This is a genomic window from Oceanobacillus longus, assembly GCF_042650085.1.
GTDB lineage: Bacteria > Bacillota > Bacilli > Bacillales > Amphibacillaceae > Oceanobacillus > Oceanobacillus longus.
This window is the reverse complement of sequence record NZ_JBHSAO010000020.1, coordinates 1-14507: the sequence shown is the minus strand read 5'-3', so window position 1 is coordinate 14507 and position 14507 is coordinate 1. Positions and strand designations below refer to the sequence as shown.

Below are 14507 nucleotides of genomic sequence, written 5' to 3'. Positions count from 1 at the left end.
CTTTTTGATGTCTTGATTCACTCTTATTTAGTTTTTAAGGTATAAGTTAAAAAAGACTTGCATTTTAGTTTGAAAATGCATATAATGTAACTTGTCCTTGTTTTTCAAGGAATGTCTGGTAGCAATAGCGAAGAGGTCACACCTGTTCCCATCTCGAACACAGAAGTTAAGCTCTTCAGCGTCGATGGTAGTTGGGGCATTGCCCCTGCAAGAGTAGAACGCCGCCAGGCAACAATCCATTACTGTATAACGTTTAAAGTTATTATAGCAATGGCTCTGCTCCGAAATATCTAGATTCCGAGGACAAGCAATCAATGTTTGAACTATTAACTTAGAATTTCGGTATTGGATTATTCCACAGTAGCTCAGTGGTAGAGCAATCGGCTGTTAACCGATCGGTCGTAGGTTCGAATCCTACCTGTGGAGCCAAATGGAGAGCTGTCCGAGTGGCCGAAGGAGCACGATTGGAAATCGTGTAGGCCGCTAACGCGGCCTCGAGGGTTCGAATCCCTCGCTCTCCGCCACTACTTATTATTTAATGGCCCGTTGGTCAAGCGGTTAAGACACCGCCCTTTCACGGCGGTATCACGGGTTCGAATCCCGTACGGGTCACCAACATGGAGGATTAGCTCAGCTGGGAGAGCACCTGCCTTACAAGCAGGGGGTCGCAGGTTCGAGCCCTGCATCCTCCACCATTTTTAAACATTTAGATAAATATTAATTTATCTCCCAAATCGCGGGGTGGAGCAGTCTGGTAGCTCGTTGGGCTCATAACCCAGAGGTCGTAGGTTCAAATCCTGCCCCCGCAACCAAATTATTTCAGGTTAACTACGTTGAATAGACTTCTTTGTTAATTGAAAATCAGTAGTGCTTGAAGAGTGCAATCAACCAATTAATTATTATTAATGGTTAAGTAAATTTCCTTATTTCAAATAAGGTCCGGTAGTTCAGTTGGTTAGAATGCCTGCCTGTCACGCAGGAGGTCGCGGGTTCGAGTCCCGTCCGGACCGCCACTTTTTTTAAGAGAGTAGTATTATAATTTAATAATATTCCATGGCTTGGTAGCTCAGTCGGTAGAGCAGAGGACTGAAAATCCTTGTGTCGGCGGTTCGATTCCGTCCCGAGCCACCTTTTTTATTTAAACATTTTTGGAGGGGTAGCGAAGTGGCTAAACGCGGCGGACTGTAAATCCGCTCCCTCAGGGTTCGGCAGTTCGAATCTGCCCCCCTCCACCATGTTTTATTTTCAACTAAATTTCATATAGGGGTATAGTTTAACGGTAGAACTACGGTCTCCAAAACCGTCAATGTGGGTTCGATTCCTACTACCCCTGCTTTTATTATGGCGGTCGTGGCGAAGGGGTTAACGCACCGGATTGTGGCTCCGGCATTCGTGGGTTCGATTCCCATCGGTCGCCCTCATAATAATTTTTGGGCCATAGCCAAGCGGTAAGGCATCGGGTTTTGATCCCGTGTACCCCAGGTTCGAATCCTGGTGGCCCAGCCATTTGCGGAAGTAGTTCAGTGGTAGAACATCACCTTGCCAAGGTGGGGGTCGCGGGTTCGAATCCCGTCTTCCGCTCCATTATATTATTGGCGGTATAGCCAAGTGGTAAGGCAGAGGTCTGCAAAACCTTTATCACCGGTTCAAATCCGGTTACCGCCTCCATATCACATGCCGGTGTGGCGGAATTGGCAGACGCGCGGGACTCAAAATCCCGTGTCTTCACGGACGTGTCGGTTCGACCCCGACCACCGGTATCATAACATTAATAGGACGGTGTTCTCTTTGGAGAGCGCCGTCTTTTTTGCGTACATTTTGCGTTGAGCCTTCGATATTTAGTCCCGTGCATAGGTACTCTTACTTCCGCTTTCCTTTCATTAATTCAGGGCGAGTGTTTTTTTTATAGGCAATCGACGTAGCAAAAAATTAGCACCGATGTAATCGATATAGCAACGGAGCTTATCGAGTTGGAAACGTTGTCCTTCCTTGAATCGGTACGCATAATCAGAAGTATATCCGCATTTGAAGCAAATCCAGAAAATATTTTCGGCCAATGCTATAAGACCGAGTTCCGAACAATAGTAGTAAGGTAATCGATACTTTTGCCTTGATTGCAACAGTTACAGGTATTGTAACTAGTCTTGGGTATGGTGGATTGCTTGGTCACCATATGTAGGTACATTTATTGCGAGAGTTTCAGAGGGGCGTACACTTAGAGAATTCCCTATTGCAGTTTTACTTGTTCCTTCTTTAGTTAATTTTTTATGGTTTACGTTGATTGGTATCTTGAGTACAATGCCGTTTAGTATAATTGCTTCGATTTTAACGATAATTTTAATTGTTGTTTTCTTTATAACTTCTGCTGATTCAGCGACATTTGTTTTGAGTATGCATTCCACTAATGGATCTTTAAATCCTGCAAAACGGTTTAAATTCGTTTGGGGTATCGTTCTTTCATTAACTGCTATTAATTTGTTATATAGCGGAGGACTGCAAGCAGTACAAAATGTGATGATTATTGCTGCGTTTCCATTTTCTATTATATTGCTGCTTATGGTTTGTTCTCTTTTAAAGTCACTGAGATTGGAAAAAGTTAATGGAAAACAAAAAAAGTAAGGGTTTAAAATTAATCGGAATCAGTACAATAGCCCAATAATTATTGGTACATGATGCATAGGCTAATGGAGTAGATATGTATTTAGAAATGAGGGAAATAGATGAATAAAGAATGGAAAGAAAATATGGAATCTCCGGAGCATATGAATGATTTACATGAAGGCTATTTACAGCAACCGTATTATAGAGTGGAAAGCCAAGATATTCACGGGGAAGAGCGATTTGTTGGTCCTTTTCTCGTACCATTTGTAGGTGCGCTGGCAGGTGGCCTTTTGGCAGGTGCAGTTTTCAGTCCGAATTATGGTTATTATCCACCTTATCCAGTATATGCAGCCTATCCACCATACCCTTCATACCCTCCATATCCGTACTACCCACATTATTATGGTTATTAAGCAGTTATGAACGGAATAGACGTGCATCGTTTCATTCGATGTACGTCTCACTTTTTTCCGGAGTACATGAAATTTGATGCACCCTTTGTTGCTGTCGCACATTTATTCACCGCAATTATTAGTGCAAATAATCTAGGGGTTCCACTACTTTTTCTGATGAAGCTGGCGTCTGACTCCTTATAAATGATTAATGAGCCGTATCATAAACAGATACGACTCATTGTAAATCCTCGTGTATTAGCTCCTTTTATCTTCTTCCTTCTTTGTTTTATCAATATATTCTTTCATTGCTTTTTTATTTGGAGTAAGTGTTAAACCTAACGACTTTCTTTCCTGATTAGCATCTTTGTAAAATGCGATCGCCATCAATATGACCACCACACTGAATGGCAATGCTGATATAATCGCTGCAGATTGTAATGCATTTAATCCGCTTTCTCCACCTGCTAACAGCAATATATATGCGATTGCTGATAACGATAACCCCCATACGACTTTTATAAAACTTGCAGGATTTAACGTACCAAAAGCAGTTTGCATACCTAAAACAAATGTTGCAGAATCGGCTGAGGTAATGAAAAAGGATGATATAAGCGTCAAAGTAATGATAGATAAAATGATACTCATCGGGAGTTCATTGAAAATACCAAATAACTGCGTTTCCGGTGGCATATCAAATAGGATTGGTGCATTTTGTCCCACTTCAATTCCTGTCAGACCAAATGCGCTAAACCAAAATATACTCACAAAAGTTGGAACGAGTAATACTGCAAAGATAAATTCACGGATGGATCGCCCTTGCGAAATCCTTGCAATAAATATACCTACAAATGGACTCCAACTCATCCACCAACCCCAATAATAGATCGTCCAGGACTGCATCCACTCATGTTTTTGTTCATTTAGTGGAGCCACATCCAAACTATTAAATATTAGCGTATTAAAATAATCACCAGTTGCACTTGTCATCATATTGAGAATAAATAAAGTTGGACCTAGAATTAAGATAGCAACAAACAATAGACCTGCAAGAATCATATTTAAATTACTTAAATACTGAATACCTTTGCTTAATCCACTCCAGGCACTGTATAAGAACAGCACCGTAACAACAGCGATGATGATACCTTGGACGAGCTGATTGTTAGGGATACCGAAGAGATAGTTCAAGCCCCCATTGATTTGCATGGCCCCTATCCCTAAAGAAACAGCGACACCAATAATGGTTGCGAATACCGATAAAACATCAACAATATTACCGATAGGACCATCCACTCTATCGCCTAAAATAGGCCGTAATGTTTTGGATATTAAACCAACTTCACCTTTCCTGAACTGTGAATAAGCTAATGCCAGTGCTACAATACCGTATACAGCCCATGGATGAAATCCATAGTGCAGAAAAGTCGATCTCATTGCTTCAGCCAAAGCAGCTCTTGTTTCAGGATCAGCAGTAGGCGGAGCTAGGTAATGTGAGATTGGTTCAGATGAGCCATAGAAAACTAAGCCAATCCCCATACCAGCACTAAACAGCATGGCTAACCATGATAACGTATTAAACTCTGGTTTATCATTTGGTTTACCGAGTTTGAGTTTACCGATTGGACTAAAACCTAAAAATATACAAAAGAACAGAATTAAAGTAAAAATCGTCATATAATACCAACCAAAAGTTTCAGTAACCCATGAACCAATAGCGCCAGAAGTTTTACCAAATTGATCGGGAAAAATAGCACCTAGAAGTACCAGTATTCCGACAAGTATGGAAGCGTAAGTGAATACACTGGAAAATTGTTTTCTTTTTTCTTTCATTATATATTCCCATCCTCTTCGTATGATATTTATCATGTTTTTCATATTAACATAATCACAAATCTTTTCAATCAAGGTCTGACTTTTCTTTCTTTTAAAAGAGTCTGGTTTAAGTCATCGGTTATTTTGCACATTCTTCCACCGAATATGTATATATGATTACGAATCAATTTTAGCACGGCAAACGGATAGAAACCGTGCGACTTCACAGGGGGTATCAGGAGCAAGGTAATCATACTCTTTTTTATTGCTTCCCTAAATAGACAACGTGTAAACTAAAAGTAATAGCAACCATTAAAGAATGGGGAAAGATAATATGAATGATCACATGACAGACTTTACAATAAATTTACAACAAATCGAATCGTTGGCTCCACGATTAAATCAAGGGATTCAAGTCATTCTTGTTATTCATGGGGAGCTGACAATTGAAACGAATAGCCGAATCTATCCATTAAAAGAAAGAGATGTTCTCGTTATTAATCGCAATCAACTTTATCAGGCTGATGGTAGTATCGAAAATCGTGTGTTGATCCTAACTATTTCGGATCGTTTTATGTTGGAGCAATATGAGGAATATCCATATAGTCGATTTGAATGCAACTCTTTGGACATAGATATGGGAAGGGAATCGATGATCAATAGCATTCGTAAGCTATTAGCTGAATTGATGGTTAGTTACTACCGAAGAGAAGAAAGTTATCGAATTGAACTACAAGCATACGTTAGTCAAATTCTGCTTATTTTAATTCGCCGGTTTAAGCAAAAGGGCAGCACATTGGAAAGAGTGGATACGGCTGATCAGCGTTTAACACAAATTATTGATTATATGGAGAAAAATTATAATCAAGCAATCACATTAGAAACAATAGCTCAACGATTTTATTTATCTTCCGGATACTTGTCACGTTATTTTAAAAATAAAATGGGGATTGGTTTTAATCGCTTTTTGATGAAGGTTAGACTAGAGCATTCCATGAAGGACTTACTGTATACGTCGGAGTCTATTTCCCACATTGCAATGAATAATGGCTTTCCAAATACAAAGTCTTTTATGAGTTACTTTAAAGAAGTATACAAGCAAACGCCTAAAGTTTATCGGGAGGAAAATCAGGAAGAAAGAATCGATTTTATAAAATCCTATGATTTTGATGATGCTATGCATATTATCAAATCACCAGAGGTTTTAGAGAAGCTAGGTATGTTTCTTACGGATACAGATGAATCCTATACGAATTCTGAGACGCAACTTTCGGAATTAAACCTTGATTTACAGCAGGTGACGAAACACAAAATTAATCGGCCCATGCATAATCTTGCTATTGGCGAGTTAAGGGAGCTATTAAAGGAAGGTGTACGGTCACAAATTTTAATGGCAAAAAAGGATTTGCGCCTGGAAAATATTGCTATCCGACGATTGATTGGTGGTTCAACCTTCATTACACCTGTTGAAACAGATGAAATCATTGCGACGACTTCGCCTTATTATAACGCAGATTTTGCTTTAAATTTCCTGAAGGTACATGATTTATCGCTTTTTGTTCGGGTCGATTATAAGGAAATAACGAGTGATGAAGCAGCTTATTTTAAAGAGTTAATTAATTTTATGAAACATTGTATGAATGTGTATGGAACCTCCTATCTTGAAAAATGGCATTTTATGTTTTATGAACCAAGCCTAACAGCTGTAAGTGGAAGTGAGTTGAAGCGCATCTACTTGAAATTGTACGAAGCATTAAAATCACTTGTGCCAGCGATCCGTGTCGGTGCCTTTTTGCCATTTTCTTTTGAAAAAGAGAAGACGACAAACAACCATACGTGGCTGGTAGAAGAAAATGTACCACTCGATTTCATTGGCTATGAAGCGAATCAAAACGAGATCATTGACTTTACAGAATTAGGTGATGATCGCTTTTCACTTGCAGAAGGGTATATAAAGGAAAAGACAGATAAATTAAAGCGATATATAAGAAAGTATGGCAAAAGTAAGCCCCTTAGTTTGGTGAGCTGGAATACACTTTCAGGGAATACGAGACACACGAATGGGACGTTTTTCCGTGGTGCATTAATATTGAAAAATGCACTCGAATTAGCAAACGAAGTAGAATCCATGGGCTTTTGGATTAATACGGAGCAGCACGAGAAGTCGGGAAAGAATCGGCAAATTCGGATGGAAGGGTTAGAGCTTTACCATTACTTTAATGGGAAACGCCCAACATACTTTGCAATGCAGTTTTTAGAGAGGTTAACTGGAACCATCATTGCACAAGGATCATCGTATGTGATGACGGAAAATGACCGAGGATATCAACTTATCCTCATGAATATCAATAATGTAAATCCATATTATTCGGTAGAAGAAACATTTCTAAAAAAATTAAACAAAGATATTCGCGTTACAATTGCAGGGATAAAGCCAGGTGATTATCAGATTCGAAAACGCGTATTCGATAAAGATCGCGGAGCACTATATACAAAATGGTGGGATTTGAATAGTGCGTTTGGAATGGATGCGGAGGTTATTGATTACATTACAGAAACAAGTCAGCCGTCGTTAGAACTGTTCGATGAGCAGATTGCTGGGGATTGGTCGTTTTATTCCTATATGACAATCAATGCCATTCATTTCTTTGATATACGAAGAGCACATCTATAATTGGCTGTTTTTTAGATAATTGATAGTCTGTTACCTAGGAATTATCTTTTTTTGTAAAAAATTAACGGTTAATTTTTTACCTGCGTTAACCTATGTGAAAAAAGGTACATGATTTCTTGGTGATGAAGCAGAAAAATACCTTATTTAAAAAGTGGAGATCTCTTATAATGAGGAAGTAATAAATATGAGCTCATAAATTGTTTATTGCACTATTATAAAATCATTTTTGAACATAAACAAGCAGGTTAAGGTGGCGATCATAGAAGGATTGCCAGTATTTTTTTGAAAAATAGGAGGTTGTTGTATCATGGAAACAACATATAAAGGTACGAATAAGTTGTTAACAGGTATTGTGTTTGGGGTCATTACTTTTTGGCTGTTTGCTCAAGCTATGGTCAATATAGTCCCAGCAGTACAATCAGATTTAGGTGTTTCATTAGGAACGATAAACGTAGCAGTTAGTCTTACAGCGCTGTTTTCTGGAATGTTCATTGTTGTAGCAGGTGGATTAGCAGATAGAATTGGTCGAAAGAAAATTACAAACATAGGTTTAATTTTAAGTATTGTCGGATCATTAATGCTTGTTTTAGCGAATGGTTCTGTATTGTTAATTTTAGGACGTATATTACAAGGGTTATCAGCGGCAGCTATTATGCCAGCAACTATTGCTTTAGTGAAGGAATATTATGAAGGTGCTGAACGTCAACGTGCACTTAGCTACTGGTCTATTGGTTCTTGGGGTGGTTCTGGTTTAACTTCATTCTTTGGTGGTTTAGTTGCAACATCTATGGGTTGGAGATGGATTTTCATTTTCTCCATTATAGTTGCCCTCCTTGCTTTATGGTTAATTAAAGACGTACCTGAGAGTAAAGCAAAAACAACCGGTTCATTTAAGTTTGACTTTGGTGGTCTAGGAATATTTATTATAACTATGCTAGCTTTAAATGTCCTTATTACTCAGGGAGCAGGCTTTGGTTGGACAAGTCCAATAACAATTGGACTAGCAGTAGTGACGGTTATTGGTATTATCTCCTTTATTAAATATGAATCAAAACGGGAAAATGCATTAATTGATTTCAAATTGTTTAAAACTAAACCGTATACTGGTGCTACAATCTCTAACTTCTTGTTAAATGCGGTAGCAGGTACACTAATCGTAGCGAACACATATGTACAAGTAGGACGAGGATTTTCAGCGTTTCAATCTGGAATGCTTTCACTAGGTTATCTCGTAGCAGTACTTGGTATGATTCGAGTTGGTGAGAAAATCATGCAGCGTACTGGGGCGAAAAAGCCAATGGTATGGGGAACTACTATAACTTTAATTGGTGTTGGAATGATGGCACTTACCTTCTTGCCGGATCTAATGTATACAATTATTGTATTTGTCGGGTTCATCTTATTCGGTTTAGGACTTGGTATGTATGCAACACCATCAACTGACACAGCTGTTAGTTTTGCACCAGATGATAAAGTCGGGGAAGCTTCCGGTGTATATAAAATGGCAAGCTCACTTGGTAATGCATTTGGTATAGCGATTTCTTCAACGGTGTTTAGTACAATAACTGTCTTAAGTACCGTGGATATTGCAGCAACTGCAGGAATTATCACAAACGTTATATTTGCAGTGTTAGCATTAATCTCAATCGTTGTTCTTGTTCCACAAGATTCAGGTGAAAAGCGCTAATAACTTATAAAGGAGACGATTATATTGAGAAGCCAATTAATGGAAATGTTAGAATCGCGTAAAGAAGAAATGATTGAAATTCGCCGCTATCTACATGAAAATCCAGAAGTATCCTTTAAAGAAGAGAAAACAGCTCAATATATTGCAGATTTTTATAACGATAAAGATGTAAAAGTAGAAACAAATGTTGGTAATGGTTACGGGATTGTCGTAACCATTGCTGGTGGAAAACCAGGAAAAACGATCGGACTTAGAGCGGACTTCGATGCACTTCCAATTACAGAGGAAGCAGATGTCCCATTTAAATCCAAAAATGAAGGTGTTATGCATGCGTGTGGTCATGATGCCCATACAGCATACTTACTCATTCTTGCGGATTGTCTTATTCAATTAAAGGATCAACTGAACGGAACGATTAAGATTATTCATCAGCATGCAGAAGAAGTACCACCAGGTGGAGCGAAAAGTATGTTGGACTCCGGAAAGTTAGACGACTTAGATGCTATCTTTGGGATTCATGTGCTACCGATGGATGAAGCTGGTGTCGTTGGATATCACAGCGGGTATTCGTTTAATGGTAGGTCGTATTTTAAATTGAAAATACAAGGGCAAGGCGGTCATGGTTCATCACCACATAATGCAAATGATGCGATTGTTGCGGGTAGCCATTTTGTTACGGTTGTTCAAACGATTATTAGCCGTAGATTAAATCCAATGGATGTCGGTGTCGTTACAATCGGCTCCTTCGATGGAAAAGGTACGTTCAATGTGATTAAAGATAGTATCGAGCTTGAAGGTGATATACGCTATATGAGCGTGGAAAGCCAAGAAATAATCGAAAAAGAATTTAAACGTATTGTGGAAGGAATTGAAGTAGAGTTCGGTGTGAAGTGTACACTGGAATACAATGCTGACTATCCGCCATTATATAACCATCCAGAATATACAGCGATGGTTGCTGAAATACTAAAGCATGCCAATGACAAGGATATTAAGGAAGTAAAAGAATATCCACCACTATCTCCATCCGAGGATTTCGCATATTATTTAGAAAAAATCCCAGGTTGCTACTTCTATATCGGATGTACACCAAAAGGAGTAGAAAAACCTTATTTCAATCATCATCCTAAATTTGAAATTGATGAAGATGCGATCCTTGTCGCAGCAAAAGCAGTAGGTCATGTTGTTTGCGGTTATTTTGAAAAGAATTAAAGAACAAAAGCGTAAGCGCTCGTTAAGGGACGTACGGACTGCGCCCCGTACTGTGGGGTGGTGGTTCGTTCGACTAGTCGAACATTCCTACGTAGGAGATAAAGGAAACACGGCGACCGTAGGAAGCCGATGTTGACTTATCGTATGGAGGTGAAGGAAGTCTCGCTAGTCCCTGGGCGCTGGAGCTGGACGTGGCCGTTTATGTGTAAGTATTAATTGCTGTCCAAATTTATACTTTATTAACCTGTAAAAGATACCGATAGTATATGGAGATACTATCGGTATTTCTTATGCCAATCGTATAAAAACTTTCCCTTCCTTATTTTTTAAATGAAGTTTTAGGGTAGTATAGGAAAAGTGACCATTCAATCCGTGCGCGTTTTTCTTTCCCAATGGATTGTTAATACGATAGGAGAGACTCGCTGGATAAAAATCTGATTTGCAGTCCTCCCTTTGTTTACTATTCTTATTACTCTCAAATTTTTTTGTTAAGGGTCTTGCAACCAGTTAACCTGAGAAAAATTAGAAAATATTAGAGGTGGAAAAAATGAGTCAACAGAAGCCCAAAAATAACGTCATGCTAATTATCTCTATTATGTTTGGATATGCATTGACCTATATGGACAAAAATATGATCGCCGCAGCAATCATTCCAATGGAAGCAGAATTGGGGTTAAGTGCTAGCCAATCAGGCCTATTAATGAGTATGTTCTTCATCGGATATACGGTGATGCAATTTCCAAGTGGATGGCTCTCTGACAAAATTGGACCGAAAAAGGTATTATTAATTTCGATTGGTACCATTCTAGTGGCGACTCTTTTCTTTGGATTGGTGAGTGCATTAATTTTATTGATGGTTATTCGGTTAATTGCAGGTCTAGGTCATGCTGGAGTACCAATAAGCTCGGCAAAGGTTGTAGCAAATACCATTCAGCCCAAACAAAAGATGTTTGTCCAGTCATTAATCTTATCTACTTCCGGTATTGGTGGCATTCTTGCCTTCACATTAGGCTCGACGTTAATTAATATGAACTGGCGTTATGCCTATTTCGGATTAGCTTTATTATTTGCTGTTTCGATTCTGATGATTTTCTTCTTCTTTCCGAAAGAGAAGAAGGATCCTAATGCAGAACAAAAGAAAAAAGAGGATAAGATTTCAATCAGCGTTGTGTTTAAAGATAAAAATGTATTTATCTTATTTGCTGCACTACTCTTTCTAAATATTGTTCTATATGGCTATCTCTCCTGGCTGCCATCCCTCTATGAAGCAGATTTTGGATTTGATTTAAAAGGAATTAGTATGATATTGGGTATTAATGCCATTTTAATGAGTGTTGGGGCACTGAGTTCAAGCTTTATTGTCGATAAAGTTTTTAAAGGAAAGGACAAGCGGTTTGCTTTAACTGGTATTATCCTTTGTGGGCTTGCGTGTATTACTTTTGCCATAGCAGATAGCTTGGTTGTGTCTATTATTATGATGTTTATTTTTACACTTACATCCAATGCAGTTTACGTTACTTTATTCAGCTGGCCGCATAAATTGATTCGGCGAGAAGTGATTGGCTCCTCCATTGCCATTATTAATATGGGTTCAACGATTGGAGGTTTTCTATCTCCTACGATTACTGGATATTTAATTTCCGCTTTCGGTGGTAATTATAATGTGGCCTTTATTGCTATGGGAATAAGTGCATTTGTATGTGGCTTCGTTATTCTTTTAGTAAGAACAAAGCCAGTAAAAACTGGGGAGTATAAATTCAATTAAGTCTAATGTAAGTGTACCAGCTTCAAAGTGAATTGATTCACACATGAGCACGCATTAATAAGAAGCCGCATGATGGTAAGGCTTCTTATTAAATACAAATAATTTCTATGCACCTTATCTAATTTCTTTCACACGTTAATATAATTAAGGATTTCTTCATAAATCTCTTTCGACCGTTCCTCTGTAACAAAATGACCAGTCTCTTCATACGTAATTAATTTGGCGTTTGGCAAATCTCGAACCATTCGTTTGCCCACTCCTAATGGTACCACCCTATCTTCCTGCCCCCATATTAATAATGCTGGTGTTTGGATTTCTCTTAGTTGATCACTGTCTAAATCACCCTCTCGATGTCGTAATAGTCTTATTAAAGACTTATAGAAATTCTTATCCTTTAATGGATTTTCAAATTCTCTTATATGTTCTTCTGTGATTAATGAAGGATTATAAAAAACATTCTGCAGGCTTTCCTTTACATTACTTTTTTTAACTCGCTGTTTAACAAACTGGTTAAATAACGGAAGATAAGAGCAATAAACCATCCAACGATTCGTACTTCTTAAGTAGCCAGAACTGCTAAGTAAAACTAATTTTTTGATTTTATTCGGGATGACTCTCGCAGTGTATAAGGCTACTTGCCCACCCATAGAATGACCGATGATACACACATTTTCTAAGCTGAAATAGTCAATACATTTGGCAACCAACTTCGCATAGTTTTCATGCGTATAGACAAAAGAGGTTGATTTTTCACTTTTTCCAAAGCCCGGTAAATCCAAAGCTAAAATTGAAAAATGTTTCTCCAGTAACGGTATTAGACGATTGAATGTATAAATAGACGAAACAAACCCATGAATCAATACGATCGGAGGCTTTCCATTTAGAATATACTCGCAGTATACTTTAACATTTCCCAAAATAATCTCTGCTTTTGAATAACTATCTTGTTTCACCCTCGTCACCTCTATGAAAGAATATAATTATGATTATTATTTACGACAACTAAGGGAAACATGTGAATGAACTCTATTTCTTTGCTAAATGAAGGTTAATTAAGGGACGGTGGACCTTCCCCCTGAACCTATTTACTTTCGTCCATAATCAGCTTTTATTTCACCCCATTTTTTCGTTTCCCATTTAAGGACTTTATTTTCATATGTATGATGGTGAAGCCAGTGGTGGGCACGGTCAATTAATTCCCATATTTCAGCGGTAGATTCATCTCTTTTAAGTGTTGTCGATACAGCCTTTTTCTCTATCCATTTCATGGCATTTCGGGAATCCGTGTAAACGGTTTTATTACTACCTATCTTTTTTAAATATGCCAATGCATGTACAATCGCAAGAAATTCACCTAGATTGTTCGTGCCTTTACTAATTGGCCCATAGGAAAAGATGACTTCACCTGTTCGTGTATCGACACCTTGATATTCGACTGGACCAGGATTCCCACGGGTTCCAACGTCAACGGAAATGCTGTTATAATCGATTTCATCGGAGGTTACATCACTTGGTCTACGTGTACCTGTCTTTTTATCCGCTTGACCTTTTGTAGTTTTTTGTGCCTTTCCTTTACCCCAATGATGTTGCCAGCCTTCACGATAGGCTTTCTCTGCTTGTTCCCAACTTTCAAAGGATTTAAATTTTGCTTGATCAAAGTGATTTGTCTGTGCTTGACATTCTGCCCAGCTTGAATAAATACCGGGTTTTCTACCAACCCAGACAACATAATGTTTTTTCTTTGCCATTGTATTACCCCTCGCACGTTAATTAATCATGTAAACAATTATATCATTTAAGTTTACAATTATCATTTTAGGCGAGAAGACTCCATTCTCAACGAAGTAGTGTGGAGATGAATCGCCTTCGGACAAGAAGTGGCTTCAGCTATCTCGATTGTTCGACTATTCGAGTAATACTTATAATGGATAAGAGGAAAAGTGAGATTACAGATACCAACGGCTTCTGTTACTTATCACAAACATTAAATATGAAACATAAATTGAATACTTAATAGCATATCAATTTGTAGTCAATTTTTTTATGTACATTTTGTATGCAAATCGTGATCTAATAAATAAGATAAATGATTCTATTTTCTTGGTTATACAAGGTAATCTGAATAATTATGTTAAAATAAATATAGAGATTGTGAAGAAATATACTTAAACTAACTGGCAGGTTAGTTGAAGAATAAAATAAGTTTTAATAGTAAAATTTCTTAAAGGGTTGTGATGAATATAAAACGATTTTTAACTATTTCAGTCAGTTATTTTATTACAGGAATTGGTGGGTTGTTTAATGCATAATAAAAGTACAGAGTATTGCAACCAAAATGTTAGAAGGTTGCACAAATAAAAA

At 38.0% G+C, this 14507-nt stretch carries 9 protein-coding genes, 14 tRNA genes and 1 rRNA gene; 21 read left to right on the top strand and 3 right to left on the bottom strand.

Translation table 11 applies throughout. The annotated features are described in order from the left end of the window. Positions 1 to 114: 114 nt before the first annotated feature. The 17 genes from rrf to ACFOUV_RS18445 all read left to right on the top strand — a co-directional run bounded on the left by rrf (position 115) and on the right by ACFOUV_RS18445 (position 3014). A 5S ribosomal RNA gene (gene rrf, locus ACFOUV_RS18525) occupies positions 115 to 230 on the top strand. 124 nt (positions 231 to 354) lie between these two features. Continuing rightward, positions 355 to 429: transfer RNA gene (locus ACFOUV_RS18520), tRNA-Asn, on the top strand. Positions 430 to 432: 3 nt separating this feature from the next. Next, positions 433 to 524, top strand: a tRNA-Ser gene (locus tag ACFOUV_RS18515). Between the two features lie 16 nt (positions 525 to 540). Continuing rightward, positions 541 to 615, top strand: a tRNA-Glu gene (locus ACFOUV_RS18510). Positions 616 to 619: 4 nt separating this feature from the next. Beyond that, positions 620 to 695: transfer RNA gene (locus ACFOUV_RS18505), tRNA-Val, on the top strand. Between the two features lie 40 nt (positions 696 to 735). Further along, positions 736 to 812 (top strand) — tRNA-Met (locus ACFOUV_RS18500). 124 nt (positions 813 to 936) lie between these two features. After that, positions 937 to 1013, top strand: a tRNA-Asp gene (locus ACFOUV_RS18495). Between the two features lie 42 nt (positions 1014 to 1055). After that, positions 1056 to 1128: transfer RNA gene (locus tag ACFOUV_RS18490), tRNA-Phe, on the top strand. A gap of 22 nt (positions 1129 to 1150) precedes the next feature. After that, positions 1151 to 1235 (top strand) — tRNA-Tyr (locus ACFOUV_RS18485). A 27-nt stretch (positions 1236 to 1262) separates the two neighbouring features. After that, positions 1263 to 1333, top strand: a tRNA-Trp gene (locus tag ACFOUV_RS18480). Positions 1334 to 1344: 11 nt separating this feature from the next. Continuing rightward, positions 1345 to 1417 (top strand) — tRNA-His (locus ACFOUV_RS18475). 14 nt (positions 1418 to 1431) lie between these two features. Further along, a tRNA-Gln gene (locus tag ACFOUV_RS18470) sits at positions 1432 to 1506 on the top strand. 3 nt (positions 1507 to 1509) lie between these two features. Then, positions 1510 to 1584 (top strand) — tRNA-Gly (locus ACFOUV_RS18465). Positions 1585 to 1594: 10 nt separating this feature from the next. Then, positions 1595 to 1668: transfer RNA gene (locus tag ACFOUV_RS18460), tRNA-Cys, on the top strand. Positions 1669 to 1676: 8 nt separating this feature from the next. Then, a tRNA-Leu gene (locus ACFOUV_RS18455) sits at positions 1677 to 1760 on the top strand. A 397-nt stretch (positions 1761 to 2157) separates the two neighbouring features. Next, positions 2158 to 2619, top strand: a complete 462-nt coding sequence (locus ACFOUV_RS18450) for a BCCT family transporter (RefSeq protein WP_379498252.1) — start codon at positions 2158 to 2160, stop codon at positions 2617 to 2619. A gap of 101 nt (positions 2620 to 2720) precedes the next feature. Next, entirely contained in the window at positions 2721 to 3014 is a 294-nt protein-coding gene (locus ACFOUV_RS18445; protein ID WP_379498250.1) for a hypothetical protein, read from the top strand. A 237-nt stretch (positions 3015 to 3251) separates the two neighbouring features. Here ACFOUV_RS18445 and ACFOUV_RS18440 read toward each other — a convergent pair whose 3' ends face one another. Continuing rightward, a complete protein-coding gene (locus ACFOUV_RS18440; protein WP_379498249.1) occupies positions 3252 to 4826 on the bottom strand; it encodes a BCCT family transporter in 1575 nt (524 codons plus the stop codon). Positions 4827 to 5142: 316 nt separating this feature from the next. On the opposite strand from ACFOUV_RS18440, the gene ACFOUV_RS18435 reads away from it, so the two are divergent. From ACFOUV_RS18435 to ACFOUV_RS18420, 4 genes are all read left to right on the top strand, one after another. Continuing rightward, positions 5143 to 7482 (top strand): helix-turn-helix domain-containing protein, encoded by a 2340-nt coding sequence (locus ACFOUV_RS18435; RefSeq protein ID WP_379498248.1) that lies wholly within the window; start codon positions 5143 to 5145, stop codon positions 7480 to 7482. 304 nt (positions 7483 to 7786) lie between these two features. After that, complete coding sequence (locus ACFOUV_RS18430) at positions 7787 to 9169, top strand: MFS transporter (RefSeq protein WP_379498251.1); 1383 nt, start codon at positions 7787 to 7789, stop codon at positions 9167 to 9169. Positions 9170 to 9193: 24 nt separating this feature from the next. After that, complete coding sequence (locus ACFOUV_RS18425; protein ID WP_379498247.1) at positions 9194 to 10381, top strand: amidohydrolase; 1188 nt, start codon at positions 9194 to 9196, stop codon at positions 10379 to 10381. Positions 10382 to 10928: 547 nt separating this feature from the next. Further along, the gene (locus ACFOUV_RS18420) at positions 10929 to 12146 is read left to right on the top strand and encodes an MFS transporter (RefSeq protein ID WP_379498246.1); all 1218 of its coding nucleotides are present in this window, start codon (positions 10929 to 10931) and stop codon (positions 12144 to 12146) included. A gap of 128 nt (positions 12147 to 12274) precedes the next feature. On the opposite strand, the gene ACFOUV_RS18415 is transcribed toward ACFOUV_RS18420, so the two are convergent. Together ACFOUV_RS18415 and rnhA are read right to left on the bottom strand one after the other, a co-directional pair. Continuing rightward, positions 12275 to 13099 (bottom strand): alpha/beta fold hydrolase, encoded by an 825-nt coding sequence (locus tag ACFOUV_RS18415; protein ID WP_379498245.1) that lies wholly within the window; start codon positions 13097 to 13099, stop codon positions 12275 to 12277. 132 nt (positions 13100 to 13231) lie between these two features. Continuing rightward, positions 13232 to 13894 (bottom strand): ribonuclease H, encoded by a 663-nt coding sequence (gene rnhA / locus ACFOUV_RS18410; RefSeq protein WP_379498244.1) that lies wholly within the window; start codon positions 13892 to 13894, stop codon positions 13232 to 13234. Positions 13895 to 14507: the final 613 nt, after the last annotated feature.

Bases quoted from the DNA above. Each gene is read 5' to 3' on its own strand.
- ACFOUV_RS18445 (WP_379498250.1), top strand. From the start codon at position 2,721: ATGAATAAAGAATGGAAAGAAAATATGGAATCTCCGGAGCATATGAAT.
- ACFOUV_RS18440 (WP_379498249.1), bottom strand. From the start codon at position 4,826: ATGAAAGAAAAAAGAAAACAATTTTCCAGTGTATTCACTTACGCTTCC.
- ACFOUV_RS18435 (WP_379498248.1), top strand. From the start codon at position 5,143: ATGAATGATCACATGACAGACTTTACAATAAATTTACAACAAATCGAA.
- ACFOUV_RS18420 (WP_379498246.1), top strand. From the start codon at position 10,929: ATGAGTCAACAGAAGCCCAAAAATAACGTCATGCTAATTATCTCTATT.
- rnhA (WP_379498244.1), bottom strand. From the start codon at position 13,894: ATGGCAAAGAAAAAACATTATGTTGTCTGGGTTGGTAGAAAACCCGGT.